This is a genomic window from Vagococcus zengguangii (assembly GCF_005145005.1).
Classification (GTDB): Bacteria; Bacillota; Bacilli; order Lactobacillales; family Vagococcaceae; genus Vagococcus_A; species Vagococcus_A zengguangii.
On sequence record NZ_CP039712.1, the window covers coordinates 766267 to 792837 of the forward strand.

Annotated in this window: 25 protein-coding genes; 19 read left to right on the forward strand and 6 right to left on the reverse strand. The window is 37.3% G+C overall.

Annotated features, from left to right (window positions below):
* Positions 1 to 42: 42 nt before the first annotated feature.
* The 7 genes from FA707_RS03665 (at position 43) to FA707_RS03695 (ending at position 8352) form a co-directional block, all read left to right on the forward strand.
* The gene (locus FA707_RS03665) at positions 43 to 1131 is read left to right on the forward strand and encodes a DUF871 domain-containing protein (protein WP_136952949.1); all 1089 of its coding nucleotides are present in this window, start codon (positions 43 to 45) and stop codon (positions 1129 to 1131) included.
* A 7-nt stretch (positions 1132 to 1138) separates the two neighbouring features.
* Positions 1139 to 2239: an EF_0837/AHA_3915 family putative deacetylase gene (locus tag FA707_RS03670; RefSeq protein ID WP_136952950.1), complete on the forward strand. Its 1101-nt coding sequence runs from the start codon at positions 1139 to 1141 to the stop codon at positions 2237 to 2239.
* Positions 2240 to 2249: 10 nt separating this feature from the next.
* Positions 2250 to 3350 carry a DgaE family pyridoxal phosphate-dependent ammonia lyase gene (locus tag FA707_RS03675; RefSeq protein WP_136952951.1) on the forward strand — a complete coding sequence of 367 codons (1101 nt, stop codon included), beginning with the start codon at positions 2250 to 2252 and terminating at the stop codon, positions 3348 to 3350.
* A gap of 4 nt (positions 3351 to 3354) precedes the next feature.
* Complete coding sequence (gene dagF, locus FA707_RS03680) at positions 3355 to 4095, forward strand: 2-dehydro-3-deoxy-phosphogluconate aldolase (RefSeq protein ID WP_136952952.1); 741 nt, start codon at positions 3355 to 3357, stop codon at positions 4093 to 4095.
* A gap of 15 nt (positions 4096 to 4110) precedes the next feature.
* On the forward strand, positions 4111 to 5100 hold the full coding sequence (locus FA707_RS03685) for a sugar kinase (RefSeq protein WP_136952953.1): 990 nt from the start codon (positions 4111 to 4113) through the stop codon (positions 5098 to 5100).
* A 208-nt stretch (positions 5101 to 5308) separates the two neighbouring features.
* Positions 5309 to 6931 carry an IS1182 family transposase gene (locus tag FA707_RS03690; RefSeq protein WP_246032345.1) on the forward strand — a complete coding sequence of 541 codons (1623 nt, stop codon included), beginning with the start codon at positions 5309 to 5311 and terminating at the stop codon, positions 6929 to 6931.
* A gap of 95 nt (positions 6932 to 7026) precedes the next feature.
* Entirely contained in the window at positions 7027 to 8352 is a 1326-nt protein-coding gene (locus FA707_RS03695) for an IS91 family transposase (RefSeq protein ID WP_136952922.1), read from the forward strand.
* A gap of 266 nt (positions 8353 to 8618) precedes the next feature.
* Here FA707_RS03695 and ndk read toward each other — a convergent pair whose 3' ends face one another.
* The 4 genes from ndk to FA707_RS03720 all read right to left on the reverse strand — a co-directional run bounded on the left by ndk (position 8619) and on the right by FA707_RS03720 (position 13164).
* Complete coding sequence (ndk, locus tag FA707_RS03705; RefSeq protein ID WP_136952954.1) at positions 8619 to 9032, reverse strand: nucleoside-diphosphate kinase; 414 nt, start codon at positions 9030 to 9032, stop codon at positions 8619 to 8621.
* 103 nt (positions 9033 to 9135) lie between these two features.
* Positions 9136 to 11052: a fructose-1,6-bisphosphatase gene (locus tag FA707_RS03710; protein ID WP_136952955.1), complete on the reverse strand. Its 1917-nt coding sequence runs from the start codon at positions 11050 to 11052 to the stop codon at positions 9136 to 9138.
* Between the two features lie 72 nt (positions 11053 to 11124).
* Complete coding sequence (locus tag FA707_RS03715) at positions 11125 to 12210, reverse strand: thermonuclease family protein (RefSeq protein ID WP_136952956.1); 1086 nt, start codon at positions 12208 to 12210, stop codon at positions 11125 to 11127.
* Between the two features lie 78 nt (positions 12211 to 12288).
* Complete coding sequence (locus FA707_RS03720; RefSeq protein ID WP_136952957.1) at positions 12289 to 13164, reverse strand: Rossmann-fold NAD(P)-binding domain-containing protein; 876 nt, start codon at positions 13162 to 13164, stop codon at positions 12289 to 12291.
* 156 nt (positions 13165 to 13320) lie between these two features.
* Here FA707_RS03720 and FA707_RS03725 point away from each other — a divergent pair, with 156 nt between their 5' ends.
* Positions 13321 to 13818 (forward strand): GNAT family N-acetyltransferase, encoded by a 498-nt coding sequence (locus FA707_RS03725; RefSeq protein WP_136952958.1) that lies wholly within the window; start codon positions 13321 to 13323, stop codon positions 13816 to 13818.
* Positions 13819 to 13899: 81 nt separating this feature from the next.
* Positions 13900 to 14232, forward strand: a complete 333-nt coding sequence (locus tag FA707_RS03730; RefSeq protein ID WP_136952959.1) for a hypothetical protein — start codon at positions 13900 to 13902, stop codon at positions 14230 to 14232.
* A gap of 69 nt (positions 14233 to 14301) precedes the next feature.
* Here the strand turns inward: FA707_RS03730 and FA707_RS03735 are convergent, their stop codons facing one another.
* Entirely contained in the window at positions 14302 to 15270 is a 969-nt protein-coding gene (locus FA707_RS03735) for an L-lactate dehydrogenase (protein ID WP_136952960.1), read from the reverse strand.
* 76 nt (positions 15271 to 15346) lie between these two features.
* Positions 15347 to 16420: a YdcF family protein gene (locus tag FA707_RS03740; RefSeq protein WP_136952961.1), complete on the reverse strand. Its 1074-nt coding sequence runs from the start codon at positions 16418 to 16420 to the stop codon at positions 15347 to 15349.
* 187 nt (positions 16421 to 16607) lie between these two features.
* Between FA707_RS03740 and FA707_RS03745 the strand changes: the two genes are divergently transcribed.
* The 10 genes from FA707_RS03745 to fakB all read left to right on the forward strand — a co-directional run bounded on the left by FA707_RS03745 (position 16608) and on the right by fakB (position 26569).
* Entirely contained in the window at positions 16608 to 17291 is a 684-nt protein-coding gene (locus tag FA707_RS03745) for a response regulator transcription factor (protein WP_136952962.1), read from the forward strand.
* Entirely contained in the window at positions 17284 to 18588 is a 1305-nt protein-coding gene (locus FA707_RS03750; RefSeq protein ID WP_136954175.1) for a sensor histidine kinase, read from the forward strand. The genes FA707_RS03745 and FA707_RS03750 overlap by 8 nt, the downstream gene beginning before the upstream one ends.
* 210 nt (positions 18589 to 18798) lie before the next feature.
* Entirely contained in the window at positions 18799 to 19674 is an 876-nt protein-coding gene (aroE, locus tag FA707_RS03755; RefSeq protein WP_136952963.1) for a shikimate dehydrogenase, read from the forward strand.
* On the forward strand, positions 19671 to 20699 hold the full coding sequence (gene aroF / locus FA707_RS03760) for a 3-deoxy-7-phosphoheptulonate synthase (protein ID WP_136952964.1): 1029 nt from the start codon (positions 19671 to 19673) through the stop codon (positions 20697 to 20699). The genes aroE and aroF overlap by 4 nt, the downstream gene beginning before the upstream one ends.
* A 21-nt stretch (positions 20700 to 20720) precedes the next feature.
* Entirely contained in the window at positions 20721 to 21791 is a 1071-nt protein-coding gene (gene aroB, locus FA707_RS03765; RefSeq protein ID WP_136952965.1) for a 3-dehydroquinate synthase, read from the forward strand.
* 11 nt (positions 21792 to 21802) lie between these two features.
* Positions 21803 to 22969, forward strand: a complete 1167-nt coding sequence (gene aroC, locus FA707_RS03770; RefSeq protein WP_136952966.1) for a chorismate synthase — start codon at positions 21803 to 21805, stop codon at positions 22967 to 22969.
* 13 nt (positions 22970 to 22982) lie between these two features.
* Positions 22983 to 24269, forward strand: coding sequence for a 3-phosphoshikimate 1-carboxyvinyltransferase (gene aroA, locus FA707_RS03775; RefSeq protein WP_136952967.1), 1287 nt, complete (start codon positions 22983 to 22985; stop codon positions 24267 to 24269).
* Positions 24266 to 24778 (forward strand): shikimate kinase, encoded by a 513-nt coding sequence (locus FA707_RS03780; protein ID WP_136952968.1) that lies wholly within the window; start codon positions 24266 to 24268, stop codon positions 24776 to 24778. The genes aroA and FA707_RS03780 overlap by 4 nt, the downstream gene beginning before the upstream one ends.
* 57 nt (positions 24779 to 24835) lie before the next feature.
* Entirely contained in the window at positions 24836 to 25645 is an 810-nt protein-coding gene (locus FA707_RS03785) for a hypothetical protein (RefSeq protein WP_136952969.1), read from the forward strand.
* Positions 25646 to 25717: 72 nt separating this feature from the next.
* On the forward strand, positions 25718 to 26569 hold the full coding sequence (fakB, locus tag FA707_RS03790; protein WP_136952970.1) for a fatty acid kinase binding subunit FakB: 852 nt from the start codon (positions 25718 to 25720) through the stop codon (positions 26567 to 26569).
* Positions 26570 to 26571: the final 2 nt, after the last annotated feature.

Below are 26571 nucleotides of genomic sequence, written 5' to 3' on the forward strand. Positions count from 1 at the left end.
GAGTTATGTGAAAATATATTGCAACTAGAAGGATGGTAAGTTATGAAAAGAAGATTAGGAATTTCGCTTTATCCAGATAACAGTGTGTTTGCTGACGATCAAGCCTATATTGATTTAGCGGCAAGTTATGGTTTTTTACGTATTTTTATGAGTATGTTGGAAGTGACTGAGGGTAGAACAGCGGTGTTTAATAAGTTTTATCAAGTGATCACATACGCAAAGTCAAAAGGGTTTGAAGTCATTTTAGATATTGCGCCAGCCATTTTTGAAGCGTTAGAAATTTCTTATGATGATTTGTCATTTTTCGCAGAAGTTGGAGCCGATGGCATTCGTTTGGATCTAGGTTTTGATGGGAATAAGGAAGCCTTGCTATCGTATAATCCTTATGGTCTTATTATTGAGTTGAACATGAGTAATGATGTTGCTTATTTAGATAATATTCTGACCTATGAAGCAAATCGTCCATACATATATGGTTGTCACAATTTTTATCCACAAGCAGGCTCTGCTTTGCCGCTAGACTTTTTCAATCGTTGTAGTGAGCGTTTTAAAAAACAAGGCATTAGAACAGCGGCTTTTGTGACATCACAAACCGCGACATATGGGCCATGGGATATTAATGATGGTTTGCCAACATTAGAAATGCATCGTCATTTACCAATTGAAGTGCAAACTAAACATTTATTCGCAACGGGACTTATTGATGATGTGGTGATTGGTAATGCCTACGCCTCAGAAGCGGAACTGAAAGCGATGAGTACCGTCAATCGTTATCAAGTTTCCTTTGAAATTGACACAGTATCAACAATTAATCAAGTAGAAGAAGCGATTTTATTTGAAAATCAGCACGTTCGTCGTGGTGATATTACCGCGCAAATGGCCCGTTCAACAGAAGTTCGTAAAAAGTATAAGGCTGAAAATAATCCTGCACATGACCATGACATCCATTTTAAACGTGGGGACGTTGTGATCGGTAATGATGCCTTTGGTAAATATAAAAATGAGTTACAAATTGTGTTAGAAGACCATCAAGATGCGCGCAAAAATAAAGTAGGTGAAATTAGAACCGAAGAATTAATTTTGTTAGACTATATTAAACCATGGAGTAAATTTTTATTTAACCGAAAGTAGGTGCAAAATGTTAGACTTAATAATAAAGGATGGTAAAACGATACATGAACAACCTATCGAAATAGGTATTTTAAATGGCATAATTGTCGAAGTTGCACCAGTAGTGGATCAAGAGGCTAAAGAAATTATTTCAGTCAATCAGAGGTATCTATCGGCTGGTTGGATTGATAGTCACGTGCACTGCTACGAAAAGATGAGCTTGTACTACGATTTTCCAGATCAAATTGGTTGGACCAAAGGCGTGACCACGGTGGTAGATGCCGGTTCAACGGGTGAAAATAATATCCGTGAGTTTTATGAAATGTTAAAACAGTCACGTACGAATGTTTTAGCCTTGATGAATATTTCTAAAGATGGGATAGTTCATCAAGATGAACTAGCAGACTTAAGTAAAATTAATGAGGAAAATAACTTAACGCGATTAGCTGAATTACCAGAATTTATTATCGGAATTAAAGTCCGTATGAGTAGAACAGTAGTAGGTGAAAATGATATTATTCCGTTACACATGGCAAAGGCGCTTCAATATAAAGCGAATCACTTGCCGTTAATGGTTCATATTGGTTCAGCTCCACCTAAGTTAGAACATATTTTAACGTTATTAGAACCTGGCGATATTGTGACACATTGTTATAATGGCAAGCCAAATGGGATTTTGGATGAACATGGAGCGATTAAGGCTTGTGCATGGGATGCTTATCGACGCGGTGTTTTGTTCGATATTGGTCACGGAAGCGATAGTTTTAACTTTAGAGTGGGTAGCAAGGCAGTTGCGGAAGGATTAATTTGTCAAACCATTAGTACGGATATTTATCATCGTAACCGTGAAAACGGGCCGGTTTATGATTTAGCAACAACATTAGAAAAAGGTTTGGCAATTGGTCTTTCATTAGCGGATGTTATCAAAATGGTGACTGAAAATCCAGCTAAACAATTCCATTTGAAAGACCGTGGCTATTTAGCAGTCGATCAACGAGCAGATTTAACGATTTTTGATGTACAAGCCACAAAGGAAGTTCTATATGATTCAAATGGTAATACGGTGGAATTGAGTCAAAAAATTGTCCCAATCGCGACTGTCATCGGCGGTAAATATTATCAACTTTAGGAGGGGTCGTATGAATGTTTATGATAAATATAAGTTAAAACAAGTAATTAATGCGAGTGGAAAAATGACCATTTTAGGCGTGTCTAAGGTAAGTGACTCAGTGCTTGAGGCTCAAAAAATTGGTGGCCAAAACTTTTTTGAGATGGCCGATTTGACGGAAAAAACAGGGCGCTATATTGCAAAATTATTAGGAGCAGATAATTCGACGGTTGTTTCTTCAGCTAGTGCCGGGATTGCTCAAGCGATTGCGGCAGTTATCGGACGTGGCGATGCTTATCACACTATGCATCCATATTCTGACCGATTTACTCGTCGTGAGATTATTATGCCTAAAGGACACAACGTGAATTATGGAACGAGTGTCGAATTGATGGTCCAACAAGGTGGTGGTCGCGTAGTCGAAGCGGGTTATGCCAATGAATGTACACCAGAGCAAGTGGTGATGGAAATTACCGAGCAAACAGCAGCACTTTTATATATTAAGAGTCATCATACGGTTCAAAAAAGCATGCTTTCGATTGAAGAGATGGTCGAAATTGCAAACAACCATCAACTACCCTTAATTGTTGATGCTGCCGCCGAAGAAGACTTAACGAAATATTATCAACTAGGCGCAGATATAGTTATTTACAGTGGAGCCAAAGCGATTGAAGGACCAAGCTCTGGCTTAGTTGTGGGTCGTGATCCTTATATCATTTGGTTGCAAAAACAAAGTAAAGGCCTTGGTCGCTCAATGAAAATCGGTAAGGATAATATCTTAGCGCTCGTTCAAGCGATTGAAGATTATTTAGAACACGGTTCAGAAACGGGTGAAAGTATGACACTACGCTTAGCACCATTTATTTCAGCGTTAAATGCTATTTCGGGTGTGCAAGCTGAAATCGTTCAAGATAGTGCCGGTCGTGAAATTTTTCGAGCGAAAGTTAAAATTACGGCTACTCATAAGACAGCTCAAGAAGTTATTGAAGAATTAAAACAAGGTAACGTGGCCGTTTATACACGTGATTATCAAGGAAATAACGGTATTATTGAATTCGATATTCGTTCAGTTGATGAAGTCGAAATGGGATTAATTATTGAAAAAATGACCTTTATAATGGAAGAGGAGTAAGCAAATGGAAAAACAACCAAATTTTTATAAAGAACGTGTCTGTTTAAATGTTTTAGCCAATTCAGTTGAAAATGGGAAAGAATGCTTTGACGCATGTGAAGGTCATGTCGTACTGGGCGTCCTATCAAAAAATTATGAAACTGACGAAGCAGCGATTGATGATATGCGTCGTTATCAAGAAGCCACCGATAATGCTTTATCAGTTGGTTTAGGGGCGGGGGATCCGAATCAAAGCGAAATGGTGATTCGCCTGTCAGAAGTCTTGCAGCCGCAACATGTTAACCAAGTTTTTACAGGCGTTGGTGGTTCACGTGCGGTGCTAAAACAAAATGAAACCTTTATTAATGGGTTAGTTTCTCCAACTGGAAAAGTTGGCTACGTAAATATCGGGACAGGTCCGCTATCCTCACAAGGCGAGTCGATTGAAGTAACCATTGAGGCTGCCATCGCCTTATTAAAAGATATGGGTGGCTCTTCAATTAAGTATTTCCCAATGAAAGGCTTAGCTCACATTGAGGAATACCGCTATGTTGCGGAAGCTTGTGCTAAGGCTGGTTTTGCATTAGAGCCGACTGGGGGCATTGATTTAGATAATTTTGAAGAAATCTTACAAATCGCAGTTAATGCTGGTGTTGAAAAAATTATTCCGCATATCTACAGTTCAATCATTGATGCGGAAACGGGCGACACACGTCCAGCAGATGTGGCAACGTTATTTGAGATAACTAAAAAAGTCTTAGGATAAAAAAGGAGTCCACCAATGAAAATTTTAGCATTCGGTGAAGTGATGATGCGTTTGAATCCTGCTAATTTCAAAAAAATAACTCAGACCGACCAATTAGACATGTCCTTTACAGGAACAGGTCTAAATATTTTAGCGGGTTTAGCGGTTAATGGCTATCAAACGAGCCTTTTGACCGCACTTCCAGCGAATAATCTTGGAAGAGCCGCTAGTGCTAGCGTTCGCAAATTAGGGGTTAATGACCAACCACTTGTTTTTTCGGGACAGCATTTAGGTGTTTATTTGTTAGAGATGGGGTACGGAGGGAGACCTTCTGAAGTTACGTATTTAGATCGCTCACAAAGCGCCTTTAACCAAGTCGTCTTAACTGATGATGTGATTAATCAAGCCCTAGTAGGTATTGAGATGGTCCACATTTGTGGGATTGCTTTATCTACTTCGATAATTTCAAGGCAAAACGCGCTACGGGTGGCGCGTCTAGCTGCTGCCAAAAAGATTCCGTTATGTTTTGATTTTAATTTTCGCGCATCATTGAATACCGAAACGGATAGAGAAAGTTTACGTGCTTGTTATCATGAGATACTATCTTCTGCGAGTATTGTGTTTGGCTCATTAAGAGATTTGACGGAATTATTGTTAATTTCTGGAGAGGATGATCAAGCAATTGTCCAGAAGTTCATGAATGATTTTGATATTAAGTATTTTGGCGGTACCATTAGACATAAGACAGTTGAAAAATCAGAACTTCAAGGATATCTTTACTCAGGAGGTAATGAAGTTGTTGTTTCAGATAAGGTGTCTTATCAAACATATGACCGCATTGGGACAGGGGATGCCTATGTATCAGGAATTTTAACGGGATTAATTGAGCAATGGACTCTCCAAGATACTGTAAATTTTGCCACTTATAATGCAGCCTTGGCTCATACCACTTACGGAGATAGTCCAGTTTTGTCGAAAGAATTTGTGTTGAATTATATTAAAAACAAAATAGACGTTATACGATGACACATAACAGTCTCTAAAATAGGGGAAACATTCTATATTTATTAAATGTTAGAAATTAGTTCCGTAATGAGGCTGTGACATAAGTCTCTAAAAAAACCCCTGATAAATTTGGCAATAAAGCCAAATTTATCAGGGGTTTTGGTATAATAAAATAAAAAAGAAGCACGGTCCGACCCATGCTTCAAAGAATCCTAGAAAGGACCAAAAAATGTATTCTAATTATAACATGAATCAGTTAAGTTTGGATATTACAACTTCATATATTCCAGAAAAAAATAATACGGCTTGGTTTATTAACGAGCTAGTTGAAACATTAAAAATCAAAGAATCTTATTTATTCGGAAGACCACGTCAATATAATTTATCTGCTATGTTAAAGCTGGTCTTATTTGCGTACACACGCAGTGTTTTTAGTAGTCGTAAAATTGCTCAATTGGCTGAAGAGAGCCTACCGGCTCGTTGGTTAACACAAGAAATGATGCCTTCTTATCGAACGATTGCACGCTTTAGAATATCTGATGAATTAGAAGGTCTTATTAATCAAGGCTTGGAGCAGCTAACCGCTTATTTACGTCAACAAAACATGATTGATGATGCCATTTTTATTGATGGAACTAAAATTTTAGCTGATGCCAATAAATTTAGTTTTGTTTGGAAGAAAAGCACGATTCGTTTCGATGCGATGAATCGAGAAGCAACCGTCTCTTTAATGAATGAATTAAAAGAGGCTTATTCGTCGTCTCATATACCAGATGGTTCTAATCTGTCTTTAGATATGGTTGATGAAGTTCTAACTCGTTTAGAATTCAGATTAGAAGAATTAGAAAAACAAATTGAAACAACACCTAAGCTTTCTCCCAACCCTGCTAAACAAGAACGACGTTCTTTAAAATCAACTAAAAGAAAATTAGCTGCACGTCGAGCTAAAATGCTAGAACATCAAAAGCAATTTAAGACTTTCGGGAAACGAAACAGCTTTTCAAAAACTGATCACGATGCCACTTTCATGAGAGTAAAAGAAGATCACATGAAAAATGGTCAGCTTAAGCCAGCTTATAATCTGCAAATTGCTACGAGCAAGCAATTTATCGTAGGCTATGATGTTTACCAAAATCCAACAGATACTAAAACGTTAATCCCTTTCTTAGAAAAAATGAATTTAGCAGAAAAGGATGCAATGTATATAGTAGCAGATGCAGGTTATGGTTCAGAAAGTAACTATCAATATCTAGAAGACAAATTATCTCAACATACCTCATTAATCCCGTACGGGACAATGTTGAAAGAAAATAGTAAGAAATGGCAGTCAGATGATAAAAAGGTAATGAATTGGTTTTACGAAGAAAAAGAAGACTATTATATTGACCCAAAAGGAGTCCGTTTTAATTTTAATACGTATCGAAAACGCACAGACAAAGACGGTTTTACACGTGATTTCAAGGAATATGTGGCAGAAAAATATGACGAAAATCGTGAAGAAATTCCTGTTGCGTTAACAGCCAAAGGCCACATAAGAAAAATAATGATTAATCCTTCATGGGAATATTATAAAGCGAAGCAACGAGATTTTCTTTCAACGAAAGAAACTGGAAAAATTTACGCTAAACGTAAGATTGATGTGGAACCAGTTTTCGGACGGATGAAGGCTTCTTTGGGCTTCACTCGTTTCTCTGTGAGAGGACTTGGAAAAGTTCTCAAGGAAACCGGTATTGTTTCCTTGGCGCTAAATATGATGAAATTAGCGTCTTGGGAGACGCAGAAAGACATAGAAAATAGAAAAAATCCGAAACAAACGAAAAATAACACTTTTCGTCCGTTTCGGATTTTTTAACTATAAAGGGATTATAAAATTTTGTGTCGTATGATGCTTGTTCTATCAAGTGTTATACGGCTTTTTTATTGTTTCAAATTTGGTATAATTTAAATATGAATGTGAATATTCTTCAAGCTATATTTTTTGATAAGTATCATAATTGGGATAATTTTATCATCAAGTATTCTGACAGACTTCGTCCGGTAGTTAAGAAGGAGGTTGCTAAGTTTAGAAATTGTGGAGATATCCAGAAAGGATATCGTTTGTATGTTTGCGAGGGATGTCATGATGTCAAATTTCTACCTTTAAGATGTAAAGGTAAGTTTTGTCCAAGTTGTGCTAAAGGTGAGAGTGAACGTTGGAGTGAAACGATAGCTCAAGACATGTATCACACTATTCATCGTCACATTGTTTTTACAATAGATGAAGGTTTACGTGATATCTTTTTAATGGATAAGTATCGAAGTACCTTGTTAAAAGGATTAATGGATGAAGCCGCCAAAATAATTATAGAGTTCTTTGATAAGCGTAAGATACAGCCTGGAATAATTTCTGGATTACATACGTTTGGTTCACAATTAGAGTTTAATCCTCATGTTCATATGATAGTAACAATGGGTGGTGTAAACAGAAAAGGTGAATGGGAAAATTATGATTATTTACCTTATGTAATGCTTAGAAAATATTGGCAGAATGCGGTATTAAAATTGATTAGGAGAACTTTATCACCACGTGATAAAGCAAAAGTTCAGTATAAATTACAGAAGGCCTACCATCAAAATGGAGAAGGATTTTATGTGAATGCTCCTAAACGGAGCAGAACGAATACCAAAGGCTTACTACAATATATCAGTCGCTATATGAAAAGAGGGCCTATTGCATTAGAACGAATAAAAATGTATGACGGTCATCATGTCATGTTTGAATATCATGATAAGCGGACGAATAGAAAAGAAATGAAAACAATGACGGCAGAAGAGTTTATAGGGGCATTAGTTCGTCATATTCCAGATCGACATTTTAGAATGATACGTCATTATGGTATTTATAGTCGAAGGATAAAAAGCTTTATCAAAAAAATTGTAGAAGTTTATCAAGAAAAGGTAAAAAAGTTATTGATAAACAGTAAACAAATGCTTAAAAGTAAAACTTGGGCTCAAAGAATAACCGAATGTTTTGGAAAAAATCCATTGGATTGTCCTAATTGTGGTGAAGAATTTGTCTTTATGGGGATGAGTGTGTGCAAAAATGGTAGACTAATTACTAAATATACGAAGAATAAGCAAGCAATGATAGTGATGAAGGAGGAGAATATTCGTCTTGGCCAAAAAGAAACGCAACATCAACAAAAAGAAAAAACAGAAGCAGCTTTTAAAAAGCTTCGATTCGACTGGGAATTCTACGGTGACTTATATATGTCTCCAGTGTGGAATAGCTGAACGTATTCCGAAGGAAATCATTGAAACGATTGAGTTTTTAGATGAAGATTTCAGTCCGCTTACTGCACCACAATTTAGTTGTGAAAAATGTGGTGGTGAAATGTATCCACAATATTATCGGAATTTCTGTGGGATAGAATTTCAATTGTCAGATGTGCAAGATAAATAGTTACCACTACACTAAAAAGGCCTCGGGAAATTTTTCCCGAGATTTTCTTATTTTAGACTAATAACACTAACTTTTGTCACAGCCTCTTATTTGTTTATTAACTAAAAAATCGTTTGATTTCTGTTTGTGCTGCTTCAATAGAGTCAGACGCGTGTATCACGTTTTCGTGATACACAGCTGCATTTCCAAAGTCACCACGAATTGTACCAGGTGCTGCTTTTACTACGTTAGTTACGCCAATTAAGGTGCGAACCATTTCTACCACGTTGTCACCTTCAAGAATCATCAAGACGGATGGGCCTGATGTCATGAAGTCGCTAACTTCATGAAAAAAATCTTTTTGAACTAAATGAGCGTAGTGTTCAGCTACTAATTCATTGCTTAATGTGGTTGTTTTCATTTCTTTAATGATTAACCCTTTGTTTTCAAAGCGTTGAATAATCTGCCCGATAAGGTGACGTTTAACGCCGTCTGGTTTAATCATGACTAAAGTTTGTTCATTTGCTGACATATAATTCCTCCTAAAAAACTTTTGTTACTATTATTTTAACGTATTCATTCTTAATTTAATATCAAAATCGTGAATTATTCATCTAATCTATACAAAATTGAATTTACAGTTGCTCATAGTGATGATAGACATAGGTTAAATCATCAATTTCTTGCTGAATTTTTTGTCCGATTGTGGTATGCTTGACTATTTTTCGCTCTGAAACTTTTTCAACTAAACGACGAATAGATAGCTGTTGTTCTTGATTTGTTAATGCTTGTTCAATTCCAGAAAAGGGCATATGGGTGGCAATTTGAATACCGTAGCTATTTGAGAGTAACGTATAGCCAGCTACACCAGTAGTTTTTTGGTAGCCTTTAGCGTATCCGCCATCGATAACTAGCATTTTGCCACCAGCTTTAATCGGACTTTCGCCTTTTTTTTCTTTAACAGGCGTATGCCCGTTGATGATATGGCCGTTTGGCGAGAGACCGAATTCGACTAGTAGTCGTTCACAAATGGTTTCATCATTCCTTAATTCATAATAAGGATTTTTGATTTCGTTATGCGTTTTTTTGTCAGAGATAAAATAGCGCTCGAACGTAGTCATCGACATTTTGCCAAATAACGACGATGTTTCACCCACCCATAGATACCATAATAAATCGGTAGCTAAGTCGGTGTTTACATCAGGATGTTGATAAGCATAACGAACTTGTCTTTCGTAATAATCAAGTAGGTCTTTTCCAAAATACGTCAGTCCTTCGATGTGTAAGGCTTTTAAATCGCCATTCGAATGGAGTGGAATACAGCCATGAAAGAGTAAATTGCCGTTATAGCATAAGTACATTGACCCTTTAGCCATCAAGAAATCCATATGTTTCTTTAATTTGTCGGACTGCTGAAAATTGGTTAATAGCTTGTTAATGATTCGTTGCTCGTCGTCAGTAAGCTCGGTTGGGTTAGTAATCTGAATCGTGACAGGGTTAAAATTTTCTAGAGAATAACACTGATTATCAAACTGAATGCTTAACGTTTGATAATCAATTATTGAAAGCATTTTACGATGTGTCATCGAAAACTCGGGTCGACGTTCGATTAATTGTTCTTCTAATTTAAATTGCATCATGGCAGCCGCTTGTTGAACAACATTTGCTTGGATTTTGGCAATTTCTGGTAAATCTCGGCCATCAAGATGTGGCGCAAAAACCGGTAGCGGTTCATAATGAGCCATGGCAAAATCAACCAGTGGTCGAATATTGATGCCATAGCGATCTTCAATAATGTCTAAATTTCCGTAACGTGCACAAATTCTCACAACATTTATCATTGCAAGTGGTGATCCTGCCATAGCGGCTAACCAAATAATATCATGATTGCCCCATTGAATATCGACTGAATGGTGAGTCATTAATTTATTCATAATTTCATCGGGTTTTGGGCCACGATCGTAAATATCACCGACGACATGTAAGTGATCAACGACTAGACGCTGAATACTATAACAAAGTGAAATGATTAGATCATCAATTTGTTCTAACTCTATCAGCTTTAAAATAATCGCATCGACGTATGCTTGTTTTTGTTCTAAGTTGTTCGTTTCGGTTAATAATTCTTCGATAATGTAGCTAAACTGTGGCGAAAGGGACTTTCTTACTTTTGAGCGAGTGTATTTTTGTCCAGAAATTCTTACGATTGTTAGTAAAGTTAACAAATTTGATATATACCAATTATTCTTTTTCTCAAGAGGAAAATCACTTGGTAACTGACTAATTATTAATTCTGGGTAGTATATTAGCTCGCATAATGAATTGATTTCGGATGTTTCAGCGTGTGGGAAAGCTTCTAAAACTTTCTCTCTAATACTACCAGAACCGGTTCTTAATACATGGTCAAAAGAATGGAACTCACCGTGAATATCACTAACAAAATGTTCCGTTCCTTTTGGTAAATTTGAAATAGCTTCTAAGTTGATCAGTTCTGTTAAAACGCTTTCTTTTTGATTGAAATTTTTTTTGAGTAGTTGATAATATTTTTCCAATAAATTCCCCACCTTTATTAACAATATATCATAAAAATAAAAAAAGTATAGCTAATTTTAGCTATACCATTTTTAACGATTATAAGAATAGGTACGTTGACTTGACTCATTTGATTGATACCAGTTTTCGAATTGATCGTAATTATAATGGTGACCATTAGTCGTCTGATCATCATGAGTCTCAAATTCATCACGTTTATTTTCAGATTCGTCAGAAATTGTCGGCGTTTGATCATCTAAGCGAGAAATATCATCTTGTCCATAAAGGCCAGTTGTTTGACTATCTTCATAGGTGGTTGTTCCATAATTTTCCCATAAGCCTTTATTTAATAATTTAGCTGTCTTTTGTGCTTGCTGCATGTCGGCTAAATAAGCTAATTTCTCACTATCGATATAACTAATTTGTGCTAAGCCTTCTTCAAGTAATGTTGTTTGAACTAGATCATCATCAGCCCATAGATAAACTAATTGACGACCAAAAGCATCTGTTGTTGAGATAGCTGGATCATAGCTGACATAAAGCTGCGTTGCGTTAGTTAATAATTCGTTCAAACGTTGTGTTGCTTGACTAGCTAATGTTGAGTAACTAGAATCATCGGGTGTGTCAATTACTAACAAACGATACTTTTCTGTTTGGCCATTAACCGTTAAATAAACCGTGTTACCATTAACAACGCGTTGTAACGTCGCTACTTCTAAAACTGAATTTTCGTGAGCTTGAGTAGCTGTTTCTTTTTCACTTGGATTTGATGTATTATCGTTATTTTTTTGCTTCGATTGGGTTGTTTTTTCTTCCGAGATTGAAGCAGTCGTTGTTTCGGTTGTATTGTCACTAGTTGCTATTTCTTCTGTTTGTTCCGTTTGTTGTGTTGCAAATTTCGCTGCTAAGCTTGGTGCAACATTTTCATAAAGCAAGATCCCTTGTGAAAACAGACAGATAAATAATGATAATTTAAGCGGCTGATTCCAATTTAATTTTAGTTGTTTGGCAGTCTTAGTTCCCGGCTTAAACCATTCAAATACAATGATAGATAAAAAGGTAACTAACGCTAAAAATCGAGTAATATCGGGAAAAAGAATCGTTAAGAAGATTCCAAGTAACAAAGTAACAAAAAAAGAAAGTTGGGTTAAAAGCTGTTTATGATTATTTTTTTTCATACTTCCTCCGTGAATGAGTTATTACTGGTTTTGACCAGCCTTATAATATACCATTTATTCACGGATAATGCAAATTGATTATCGGTTTTTCACGTAATAACGCATTGTATCAGGTAACCAACTATCTTGAATACTTGGTTTAAAACCTGAAGCCATTAATCTATCAACATTTAAGATAGTATCATAGTGACTAAAAGGTGAAGGTGCTTGTTGTGAATCAATCTCATATTCTAGAGACTGTTCGGTAGTGTTGGCCAATATTTCTAAAAATTTCTCGAAATGATAGGATTCAGTCGAAGCGATATTAATCGGTCCTGTTATGTGTTGTTCTAAGACATGTTCAATCGCTAATGGAATTTCACTGGCGTGGACAAAACCATACCAACCGGCTTGTCGCTTGAAAATGATTGTCTGGTGATTTAATGCATGTTCGATATAGAATTTTAGACGTTCAGTGTAATCATCGGTATCCAAAACAATTGGAAAGCGTAAGAAAGTCACTGGGAATGGGGCATGTTTTGTTAAATACGCTTCTCCTTGACGTTTACCTTCACCGTAAGAAACGTCTGTTTGTTGGGAATCGTAGTCATAGGTTGTTGGGTCAAAATCATTTTCTTTAAAACCAATGGCTCCTTTATCTCCTTCGTAAACAGCCATGCTTGAAGTAAATAAGTAGTGACCGACATTTTTAACTTTCTCAAGACTTAAAGCAAGTGATTGCCAGTCATAGGCAATGTTGTCAAAAATAACATCCCAGTTTTCTGACGCTACAACTTCCCAACCAGGGTGATTGCTGTCAGTGCGGTCAATAATTAGTCGCTTAACTTTATCCCCCAAATCATCACAACTTTTACCACGTGTGGCAATCGTTACCTCATAGCCCAAATCAATAAAGTGTAGAGCAGTTTTTTTACCCAAAAAGCGAGTGCCGCCAAAAATTAACATTTTTTTCATTGTGTCGCCTCCTAATAGTGTGCTCTCATTATTTTATCATTATTTGACTCTTTATTTATAAAATTAACCCCGTTTTCTTGATTAATTTTAGTTGCAAACAATTTATGAAAGAGAAAAAACATGATAAACTATTAAAAAAATGAAAGAAGTGTTTGGATGACGTATAATATTAGACCAGTTAAACTGACCGATAGCGTTGAATTAGCTGAGATTTATAATTACTATATATTAGAAACAACCAGTTCGTTTGAGGTGGATGCTATCACGGAAATTGAGATGGCGCAACGCATTGCAGAAATTACTGAAGCGTATCCTTATTTTGTCGCAGAAGGAGAAAAGGGGGAGATTATTGGCTACTGTCACGCTAAACCTTTTGGAAAAACGGTCGGGTACCAGTTTTCGGTTGAAGTCACCGTCTATTTGAAACCTAACGTGAAACAAAAAGGAGTCGGTACGTCATTGTATCAAGCCTTAGAGGAACAGCTACAAGCGCAAGGGATTAAGACATTGATTGCCTCGGTGACAGCTGAAAATCATGAAAGTATTTTATTTCATCAAAAGAAGGGCTATCAAGAAGCAGCGCATTTGAAAATGATTGGATACAAATTTGAGCGTTGGCTAGATGTTATTTGGCTGCAAAAAATATTCCCTTAATTTTGACAAATAATAGTAACATGACCTATACTTTAACTTAGTAGTAAGTGTTATTTATTAATATAAAAAGGGGGAAATTACATGAAGAAATTAATGTGGTTACTTTTAGCGTTAATCATACTAGTGGGAGGGTTTCTATTGACTAAACAATCCGCTGATAAAGAAGTTGTTTTAGAAGAAAATCAAGCTTTAGTTGAAGTGACAAACGTCGGTGATAGCCGTTTTACAGGTAAAATTGTTAAAGGTGGCGAGCAAGTTACTTATACAGATGAAATTGTGTTTACATTTGAAAACAATGATGCTGTAAGCCAATTAAAAGAAGGTCAAGAAGTGGTATTGGAATTACCTGAATTGCCAATTATGACCAATAGCTTACCACCACAAATGCCAAGAACTAAAATTATTAATGAATAACTACATCATTTAATAAAAATAAACCCCACCAAATGCCTATTAGCTTTGGTGGGGCTTATTTTTATTATTTTATTTTTCGGATTCGAATTTTTCGAATGCTTCATTTAAGACGTCTTTTAAGGTTGTGGCTGAGTGCGCCATTTTTTCTTTTTCAGCATGGGTTAATGGAATCTCTAGTACTTCTTTAATACCTTGTCGATTGACAACGGCTGGTGCCCCTATATAAATATCTTGTTGCCCATATTCGCCGTCTAAATAAACGGAAAGAGGTAGAATAGAATCTTCGTCATTTAAAATGGCTTTGGTAATTCTCGCTAGGGCAACTGCGATTCCATAGTACGTTGCGCCCTTTTTATTAATGATGGTATAAGCCGCATCTCGTACTTCAAAGAACATATTGACTAAGGCTTCTTCATCAACTTCGGGATGGGATTTGACCCATTCATAAATTTGCAAGCCTGCAATGTTCGCATGAGACCAGACAGGGAATTCAGTATCACCATGTTCGCCTAAAATATAGCCATGAACGTTACGTGGATCAACGCCGACTAATTCAGAGATAGCTTGACGGAAACGTGCTGAGTCAAGTGAAGTACCTGAGCCAATGACGCGATGTTTAGGAAAACCTGAAAATTTCCAAGTCGCATACGTTAAAATATCAACAGGGTTCGTTGCAACTAAGAAAATGCCGTCGAAACCAGACTTAACAACGTTAGTCACGATTTCTTTGAAAATCTTCATATTTTTGTGAACTAAGTCTAATCTTGTTTCACCAGGTTTTTGAGCGGCACCAGCTGTAATCACCACGATATCAGCATCATGACAATCATCGTAACTTGCAGCATAGATTTTTTTTGGTGAAGTAAAAGCCAACGCATGTGATAAGTCAATAGCATCACCTTCAGCTTTATCAGTATTGACATCAATGATACCTAATTCTTGGCCAATATTTTGTGTCACTAAAGCAAATGCATAACTGGAACCAACGGCTCCGTTACCAATCAATATTATTTTTTGATGATCTTTGATTTGTTCCATCGAAATCGACCTTTCTTTATTAAAAATATGATAATTTAATTATATTGTAGCATAGGTGTCTTAATTATACGTTTATTTAGATTAGCTTTGAAACAATCCATTCGAAAAGTTCAGCTCCAATGGTGGTAACAAATAGCAATAAAATAATGATTAAGTGTTTTTTCTTAGTTAGAACTAAGTAACCAATATATTCGCGAATAAAAGCTGTTGGTAAATAGAACCATCTTGTTTTAGAGCCAACACCTTGAACATTTAGTCCTTGTAATTTGGCTAATTTCCCCGCACGTAATAAATGATAATTGTTGGTCGCCACAACGACATTGCATTGTTTGAATGTACGTGTTTCACCTTGTTGTTGTGCAACTTGTTCAGAAAAACGTAAATTTTCTTCTGTGTTGGTGGATTGGTCTTCAAGCAATACAGTTGTTATATCGGGATATTTTTCTTTAATATATTCAGCCATCGCAAAGCTTTCTGAAACAGCTTCGTCAGGACCTTGTCCACCGGAAACAATAATCGTCGGTGCGTGTTGATATTTTTTTTGTTGAGCGTAATATAATTTGACACCAGCTTCAATACGTGAAGCCAGTAGTGGGGTCACTTTGTCCTTGTTTAAGCCAGCTCCTAAAATTATAATGTAATCAACTTTGCCTCTGATTGGTAATATATTGTATAAAATAGCTGTAACGCTAAAAAAGAAAAAGACAGCTGCAAAATATGAAGCGATGGTAATCACAAATGAAAAAGGTGTCGTAATCCATTTAACATCACTAAAATAATAGTTCTGAATAAAGTTCGTGACAGCTAAAATCAATAGCGCAGTGGCAACTAGTAGCGGTAGATAGTTAGCAAAAGTTTTTCGTTCGTATTTAAGCAAAACACGTTCGTTCCAAAAAAGGGCAACTATCATGGCGTATATACCAAAAATAGAAAGCAATACTAGTACGATAGCGATGGGTACCGCGATTACATAAGCGAGTATGGGTGAGATGTTTTCTAATTGAATGACACCAAAGAAACCAAGCATCGCCAACATATAACACGATAATGCTCCTGTGAATAAACTCGTTGGTCGTTTAACCAGCGACCAAACACATAAAATCAGTGGGATGATTAATAAAAATAAGTAAAAGAATTGAGAACTCTCCATAAGTATAACAATAACCTCCTATAATAATGTTATTGTCATTATAGCATGATGTGTTCGATAATGAGGTGTTAAGTGCTATTTCCAGAGAAATATGCTTTTTTTAGGAATAGTTTTAATAGTTTTTAAGGTAATTTTAGGGTTGATTTGATAGACTGTTAGTTATAATGAGTGTAGAAGAGGTGACAGTATGATTAAGTTATTATTAGTAGAAGACGATAAGTTATTATCAGATAGTGTCGCTGAGATCTTATCTGAGGTTGGGGATGTCACACAAGTTTATACAGGTGATGAAGGTTATTATGAAGCGACCGAAAATGAATATGATGCATTGATTTTAGATGTGATGTTACCAGGTTTAAATGGTTACCAAATTTTAGAGAAAATTAGAGAAGCTGGCTTGACGATTCCGGTATTAATGCTAACAGCAAAAGATAGCCTAGAAGATAAAATTAAAGGGTTTCAAGAGGGGGCAGACGATTATTTAACAAAGCCCTTTCACCGTGAAGAATTATTATTACGCGTGATGGCGATGTTGAAGCGTAGTCTAAATTTAGTTGGTGATAACCAGCTGAGTCTGGGAAACACAAAAGTTGCGCTTAATTCTCACCAAGTAACAGTAGCGGACAACGACATAGAGTTAAACGGAAAAGAATTTGATTTACTAGTCTATCTGATGCAACAAAAGAATCGTATTTTAACAAAGGAACAGATTTTTCAACGTATTTGGGGATTTGATTCGGAAACATCTTATTCTGTTGTGGAAGTTTACATGAGTCATTTACGTAAAAAATTGGCTAAAGGGCAAAGTAATTTGTTAATTAATACTATTCGAAATGTCGGATATATTTTAGCGGTGAATGAAAATGAATAGTGAGAGTCGTCATTTACGCTCTTTGTTTTTCAGGAATGCGTTATCCTTTGCATTGATTTTCTTATTTTTAGGTTTTATCGTTAATGGACTGATTACGAGTTCTTTATATCGTAATATCGACGAAGAACTAGTGAGGTCTTCTCAGGATAAGTACCTAATTGCTCGTGAATTGATGCGTTCTTTGCAAGAATCAAATGACGATTCGTACAATTTGCCGCCTAGTAATCAAGGGAGTAGTGATGTTAACTCTTTTCAAACGCAAGTGGTCTTGTGGGCAAGTGACGGGACAATTGCCAATGGGTTGGGTTTAGGTAGCCGTTTGGAAAATTTTTCTAATTTAAAATTGAACCCACAACGGGCGGGGAAAATTGAAACGATTTCGTTAGATACTGACCAATATCAAGGATTACGTTTTCGTTCGTTGCTTGTTGAAACAGGGAATTCGGTCATTCCCTACGCGCAACTATTATCCAATACTAATTCGTTAGAAGAATCACTGGTTATGTTTCAAAAAATCTTGATTGTCTGTATGGTAGTTTTTGGGCTTATTTCTTTATGGGTGAGTTATTACTTGGCTAAATTAAACTTACAGCCAATTATTAAATCATGGAAAAAACAACAAGAGTTTGTAGAAAATGCGTCTCATGAGTTGAGAACACCCTTGACAGTTATACAAGCTAAGTTAGAGAAACTGTTTATCAATCCTCAACACACTGTTATGGAAGAATCAGAATCGATTGCGATTGCGCTAAGTGAAGCGAAACGTTTAGGTCAATTGACCAATAGTTTGTTAATGTTGGCACGTTCTGACGGGAACCAACTAGTAGTGAACAAAGAACGTCAGATGACAGATTCATTTATTAAAGAAGTGGTGAATCCTTTTATTGAAATTTCCGAGTTGGACGATAAACAACTGATTATTGAAGAAAATCAACTATTAGAAGTGTCATTTGATCGTAATTTGATGAAACAATTATTAGTTATCTTATTAGACAACGCATTAAAATACACAGAAGAATCCGATTCTATTACTATAAGCAGTAAACAAAGCGCTCAGAATTGGGAACTTATTATTTCTGATACAGGTATTGGCGTTAAAGAGGAAGATTTATCACGAATTTTTGAACGTTTTTACCGTGAAGATAGTGCCCGACAACGCGACACAGGTGGTCATGGTTTAGGGTTATCCATTGCTAAATGGATAACAAGCAGTCACGGTGGGAGTATTGTTGCTGAACTCAACCAACCTAAAGGCACACGTTTTATCATCACTTTGCCTTTAAAAAGCAGCCAATAACTAGCCATAAGTTTGTGTATTAAAGCCCTGGCTAGATTGACTTTTTATGGTCAAAAGCCTATAATTTGTAGGAGAGTTAGTTGTGAAAAGACAATTAACAATTAGCGTCGAAAAACCATAAACATCATAAATATTTAACATGAAACTTTACAAGACGTTTAATCCATAGTTTATTTTTGGATTAGCGTCTTTTTTTATCGAGGTGAAGAAATGATAACTGGAACCACAAGAATGGCAGCCGTTTTGGCTAAACCCATTAAACATAGTTTATCCCCATTTATTCATAATTTGGCGTTTACGCAAAGTGGTGAAGACGGCGTTTATTTAGCGTTTGAAATCGAAGAAACGTCTTTGGCTGATAGTATTAGTATGATTAAAAGTTGGCATATGTACGGCGTGAATTTATCGATGCCCTATAAACAGTTAGCGATTGCGCACATGGACGAGTTGTCTGGTGAAGTGACCAAGTTAGGTGCCATGAATACGGTGGTCAATCGTGATGGACGACTAATTGGTTATAATACAGATGGCGTCGGGTTCGTGAATAGTTTGAACTTTTACGGGATAGAGTTAACCTCGCAACGTGTGTTAATTTTAGGTGCTGGTGGTGCGGCGATGGCAATTATTTATGCTTTAGCACAAGCTGGTGTTGCTCAGCTAGTGGTAGCAAAGCGTCAAAATGAAACATTTGAGGCAATTAAAACTAAGTTGCGTCAAATTGCTGAAGAAATTAGTTGTGAAATTGACGTAATACCGTTTGAAGCATCAGAGTTGAAATTGGCGTGTCAACAGGCAACCATGATTGTTAATACAACCAACGTTGGTATGACCGGGCAAACGCAAGAACGATTAATCGAGGCAGATTGGCTGACATCAAAACCGCTTGTCATCGATATTATTTATCAACCATTAACGACACCATTTTTGGCGATGGCTCAACAACAAGGGTGTAAAACATACAACGGGGTCGGGATGCTGTTATTTCAAGCACTGGCTGCTTTTGAATTGTGGACCGGCCAGCAAGTCGATCCTGAGCCAATTTACCAACAACTTACGCAATTAATTGAGGAGAAAAATAAGCAATGATTATTATTATGAAACCAGAAGCAACTACAGAACAAATAAACACGGTCGTTGAACGTATTGAATCAGAGGGGATGACGGCTTATTTAAGTCAGTTAGATCATCAAGTGACGATTGGTGTTGCTGGAGATGTTCAGAGATTAAGTACCGGTGGTTTTAATATCTACGATGGAGTGGAACGTACTGTTCGTGTGTCAAGTAGTTACAAATTGACAAGTCGTGAATTTCATCCGAGCGACACGATTGTTGAGGTCGGTGATTTAAAAATTGGAGAAGGTCATTTTGTGATGATGGCAGGTCCCTGTTCTATCGAAGGATTAGATCAAATTATGGAATGTGCTCGTATCGCTAAAGCCGGTGGCGCGACAGTCTTACGTGGTGGAGCCTTCAAACCGAGAACATCACCTTATGCTTTTCAAGGGCTAGAAGAAGAAGGATTGAAGTATATTCGCCGGGCAGCAGATTACTATGACATGAAGGTGATTACGGAAGTGATGGATGAAGCTAATTTGGAATTAGTTTGTCAATACGCCGATATTTTACAAATTGGGGCCCGTAACATGCAGAACTTTAAGTTATTACAGGCTGTGGGTAAAACAGGCAAACCCGTTGCATTAAAGCGTGGGATTGCTGGAACAATTGATGAATGGCTAAATGCTGCTGAATATATTGCTAATCAAGGTAATATGAATATTATTTTTGTTGAACGAGGCATTCGAACTTACGAAACGGCGACTCGCAATACCTTTGATTTGAGTGCGATACCAGTTATCAAGAAATTGAGTCATTTCCCAATTATTGCCGATCCAAGTCACGGAGTTGGTGTCTGGGATTATGTGCCAGCGATGGCGATTGCAGGAGTAGCAGCGGGAGCAGATGGTTTAATTGTCGAAATTCATCCTAATCCAGCAGAGGCATGGTCAGATGGACAACAATCCTTAAATGAAAAGAACTATTTAAATATGATGCAGCAAGTGGATATTATGAATGAGGCAATGACCAAGATTCGTGAGATTAAATTAGTATAGTCTATAAGGAGGATAGCTGCCATGGAATTAACGGTTAAATTAGCCAATCATCAATACGCTATTTTGATAGAAAAAGGAAGCCTATCACAAATTGGAACCTGGCTAACGAAAAAATGGGGTCCTCGGAAATTAGCTATAATTACTGATCAAACCGTTGCGAGTCTGTATGGAGAAACCGTCCTAACTTCGCTAACAGCAAATGGGTATACGGCGACGTTGCTACAAGTTGCACCAGGAGAAGTGAGTAAAAGTTTGGCAACTGCCGCGATGCTATATGAGCAATTAGCTGACTTTGGGATGACACGGTCTGACAGCATTGTTGTTTTAGGCGGAGGTGTAGTCGGTGATTTAGGCGCTTTTGTTGCGTCTACTTACATGCGAGGTGTAAGTTTTGTGCAAGTTCCAACGACTTTGCTAGCACAGGTTGATAGTAGCGTGGGGGGAAAAACAGCGGTTAATACCTCATCTGCTAAAAATTTAGTCGGTACGTTCGCTCAACCAACGGCTGTTTTAATTGATCCTGAGACACTACAGACTTTGCCAAAACGACGAATTAGTGAAGGGATTGCTGAAATTGTCAAATCAGCCGCGATTTCAGATGTAGACTTATGGCAAACCTTGCAATCTCTTCCTGATAAGGAGAAGTTGATAACACAGGCTGAATCAATTATTCATGCGTGTTGTCAAATCAAAGCGCGTATTGTCGAAACAGATGAATTTGATAATGGTGAGCGTTTAATTTTAAATTTTGGCCATACGATTGGCCATGCGATTGAAAATCAAGCGGGTTATGGTCAAATTACTCACGGGGAAGCTGTTGCTATTGGAATGGTTCAAGTTTCAAAAATAGCAGAGCAAAAAGGTCTAGTAGCTCCAGGCGTAACAGCTGAATTAATACAATTACTAACAAAATTCAACTTGCCAACTTCCATGCCAGCGTTAGAGCCAAAAAGATTATATCAAGCGTTAACTCATGATAAAAAAGCTCGTGGGAAGCAGTTGAAATTAATAATAGTCCCAACCATTGGGCAAGCTAAAATCCAACAAGTGCCGATTGAAGAAATGAAAGATTATTTAGAAATAATAGATTAGAAGGTGAGAACATGCGATTTTTAACAGCTGGTGAATCACATGGACCAGAATTAACAACGATTATTGAGGGGGTTCCGGCTGGGCTGCCCTTATCAGAAGAGGATATTAACGAAGCGTTAAGTCGTCGTCAAAAAGGCTATGGTCGTGGTGGTAGAATGTTGATTGAAAAAGATCGTGTCCGCATCACATCAGGCATTCGCCATGGTAAAACATTAGGATCACCGATTACCTTGGTGGTTGAAAATAAAGATTGGAAAAACTGGCAATCAGTCATGTCGACAGAAGCTGTAACAGATAAAGAAAAGCTTAAACGTAGGGTAGCCAAACCTCGTCCAGGACATGCGGATTTAGTTGGTGGACAAAAGTACGCATTTGATGATTTGCGTAATGTTTTAGAGCGTTCTTCTGCGCGTGAAACGACGATGCGTGTGGCAGTGGGTGCCGTAGCGAAAAAACTTTTGAAAGAATTAGGAATCGAAGTGGCGAGTCATGTTGTGACAATTGGTGGTGTTAAAGCTAATTTAGCCCCAACATATACACTAACAGACATTCAAACTTTAGCTGAAGCTTCGGAAGTACGTTGTTTAGATACAAATGTTGAGCAACAAATGAAGGATGTCATTGACCAAGCAAAACACGATGGGGATACAGTCGGCGGTGTTGTTGAAGTGGTCGTTGGTGGTGTGCCAATAGGTTTAGGTAGTTACACGCATTGGGACAATAAATTTGATGGTAAGATTGCTCAAGCAATGATGAGTATAAACGCTTTCAAAGGTGTCGAGTTTGGTGTGGGGTTTGAAGCCGCCAATTTACCTGGTAGTCAAGTGATGGATGAAATTATTTGGGATGAGGCACAAGGTTACATTCGCACAAGTAATCACTTAGGTGGCTTTGAAGGTGGAATGACAAACGGTATGCCAATTATCGTACGTGGAGTGATGAAACCTATCCCAACGTTATATAAACCATTAATGAGTGTGAATATCGATACGAAAGAGCCTTACAAAGCAAGTGTTGAACGTTCTGATAGTTGTGCGGTACCTGCTGCGAGTGTCATTGCGGAGTATGTGGTGGCTACTGAGGTTGCAAAAGAAATATTAAATAAATTTGAAGCAGATGCGTTTGAACGCTTAAAACAACAATTGGCTTTATATCGTGAAACAGTCAAAAAATACTAAGGAGTGTCATTTGATGAAGTTATTGACCAATCAACAACAATTAATAGGCACGGTTCGAGTGCCAGGTGATAAGTCGATTTCCCATCGTAGCATTATGTTTGGTGCGTTGGCTCACGGAATTACTCGTGTGACAGGTTTTTTAGAAGCTGAAGATTGCCTATCGACACTGAAGTTATTTCAAGCATTGGGCGTAAAAATTGAACGTGAAGGGATGCAATTAGTCATCGAAGGTCATGGGATTGAAGCTTTTCGATCTCCTAGACAGGCAGTTGATATAGGGAATTCAGGGACGACTATTCGACTTGTTACAGGTTTATTAGCTGCTAGTCCAATCGATGTGACACTTTTTGGCGATGTATCGATTGCAAAACGACCGATGGCACGAGTTCTGATACCACTTTTACAAATGAAGGCTCAGGTAAGTGCTCGCGAAGAAAATTATGCACCCATTACTATTAAGGGGACCAATAAGCTTCAAGGGATAACGTATCGGATGCCCGTTGCAAGTGCCCAAGTAAAGTCAGCTATTTTATTAGCGGGGTTACATGCAAAAGGAGAAACAATTGTCATTGAAAAGGAAAAGACTCGCGACCATACCGAAGATATGATTCGCCAATTTGGTGGGGACATTGAGATTAACGGGAAAGAAATTCGTTTAAAAGGCCCCCAACGTTTAATTGGTCAAGAGATGATGGTGCCTGGGGATATTTCATCGGCCGCCTTTTTCTTAGTTGCCGGTTTAATTGCTAAAGATAGTGAAGTGACATTACCTAATGTGGGCATCACTGCAACTAGAGCCGGTATTCTTGAAGTGATTGAAGCGATGCAAGGCTCGTTGTTTATTCGTGATCGGGACTTGGAGAATCAATCGGCGACATTGCAGGTGCATTCGAGTCAGCTACAAGCAACAATCATTGAAGGAGCGTTAATTCCAAGATTAATTGATGAATTACCAATTATTGCATTGTTAGCAACCCAAGCAGAAGGAACAACGGTTATTCGCGATGCAGAAGAATTGAAAGTAAAAGAAACTAATCGTATTGATGTGACGGCTTCAGAACTTCGTAAAATGGGTGCCAATATCGAAACAACGGATGATGGTTTGATTATTAACGGCCCAACTAAGTTACATGGTGCAGTGGTAGATTCTCACGGTGATCACCGGATTGGTATGATGTTGGCGATTGCGAGTTTAATAGTCGAATCGGGTACAGTAGAGCTATTAAATGCTGAAGCAGTAGCGGTTTCTTATCCAAGTTTCTTTTCAGATTTAGGTAGCTTAATTGGTGAAGGACTATGAACGACGGCATTGTATTAGTTGGATTTATGGGGAGCGGGAAAAGTAGTGTTGCTCAAGCGTTGAGCCAACAGACATCTTTACCAGTTGTTGATTTGGATCGACTAATTGAAACAACAACGGGGCAAACTATTCCAACTATTTTTTCGACACAAGGAGAAAGAGAGTTTCGTCATATCGAAACGACATGCTTGAGACAAGTGATTAACATGCCAGCGATTATTTCAACTGGTGGTGGCATCGTTTTATCAGAAGAAAACCGTCATATTCTGAAGGCGTCATTCAAAACGGTTGTATGGTTGCAAGCGGATTTTGATACTTATTATAAACGAATTACTGAGGATAAACAAAACAGTCGACCTATAGCAAATCAATCCTCTAAAAATGATTTAGCTAAGATTGAACAGGAGCGTCGTGTTCTGTACGAGGCCGTTGCAGATGTTGTAATAGACGTTTCCAAGTTAACAGTTAATCAAATTGCTAGTCAAATGTTAGAGTCTATAGTTAAATAATCCTATGAATGTAATTAGTACGATAGATTACGTGTTCTAATGAATCGAGGAGAATAGATGAAAAATAGCAGGAAACAAAAGGTGGAGCAGATATCGGCTGCTGCAGCCATTATTTATGTGATAAACCAATTATTATTTATGGCGCTGGTTATTGTGTTAGGTTTTGTTTTGTTTGAATACCGTACAGGTTTGAAAGAAGCTAAGTACGATTCGGAGTATGTCGAGCCCGTCGTTGTAGCAACTAATTTAAAAGACAATAAAGATCATGAGGTTTATACCTTAGTGGTTAATCAATCCGCGAACGAATCAAAGCTTGAATTAGTTTCCGTTGTGAAATACGATAAGAAGTTGAATCAGCTGAAATTAATGACTATACCGCCCTCAACACGCTTAAGTCAGGAGAGTGGTTCGATTGAGGAACTTTATTATTCTGAAGGCTTGCCTAGTTTTATTAAGGAGTTGGAAAAAGCGTCCGATTTAAAGATGGAGCATTACATGATTATGACGCCTTATGCTAGTCAGTTAATCGTTCAACAAATGGTGGCAAAGACGTACTCTGAAGATGAGCTTGTAAAATTACTTGATACAGCTTTTAATCCGGGAACCGGAAAGATTCAACAAAAGGCAATTGAAGTGTTAGCTGAAACAACAATAACGCAAGGATTTGCAAAGTCACATTTATGGCGTTTACCTAAATCCCTAGGCCTTTTAATTGGATACTCTGTGAATGATTTTAATTTGAAAGAAATTAGCTCATTGGCAAAAGATATCACATTTGAAGAGCAATCGGATTATGAATTTAAACATCTCACGAATAACCAATTGTTAAGGGAATACAAAAATGAATTCTTAAGTTTTTTTGAATAATGTTAAAGTTTATTTAAGGCCTTTTTAAAATATGATATAGTGGGGAGTATCGTTAGGGGAAAGGAGAATATAATGAAAACAGCTATAGTTACGGATAGTACGGCATTTTTACCTGAAAACATCAAGAACCATCCGGATGTATACGTCATTCCTATTCCAGTTATTATTGATGGAAAAATTTACAATGAAGGCGTAGATGTAGCCGATGAAGGTCAGTTTTATCAGTTGCTTAAGGCAAGTAAAGAGCTACCTAGTACGTCACAACCGTCGATTGGAGAAGTGTTAGAAACCTACAATTCTTTAGCCAAAGCAGGTTATGAGCGCGTGATAAGTATCCACCTATCTTCTGGTATTTCAGGGTTTATTAACAATTTGATTGGTATGTCTCCTGGTATAGAAGAAATCGAAGTGATTCCATTTGATTCGAAGATTACAAGTATGCCGATGGGTCACATGGTCAAAGTAGCATTAGAAATGTCACAAGCTGACGAATCATTAGATGACATTATTTCAAGGTTAGAATACATTCGTGATAATACCGAAGCGTTTCTAATCGTAGATGATTTGAATCATTTAGTACGTGGTGGTCGCTTAAAAAATAGTTCAGCAATTATTGGTAGTTTATTAAAAATTAAACCCGTATTAAAATTCGATCAAGGATCAATCGTGTTGTCTGAAAAAATTCGTTCATCTAAAAAAGCCTTTGCACGCGCTGAAGATCTTGTGGCTAAGCACTACAAGAAAGCTAAAGCCGAGCATATTTATTATTTAATTCATGCGAATAGTTTACAAATCGCGGAAATTGAGAAAATTAAATTAGAAGAAAAATGTCCGGGTATTCAAATTGAGATTGGTCATTTAGGACCAGTTGTGGGAACCCATGTTGGCGAGAAGACCATAGGCTTTGCGTGGACAGCTAAATAACA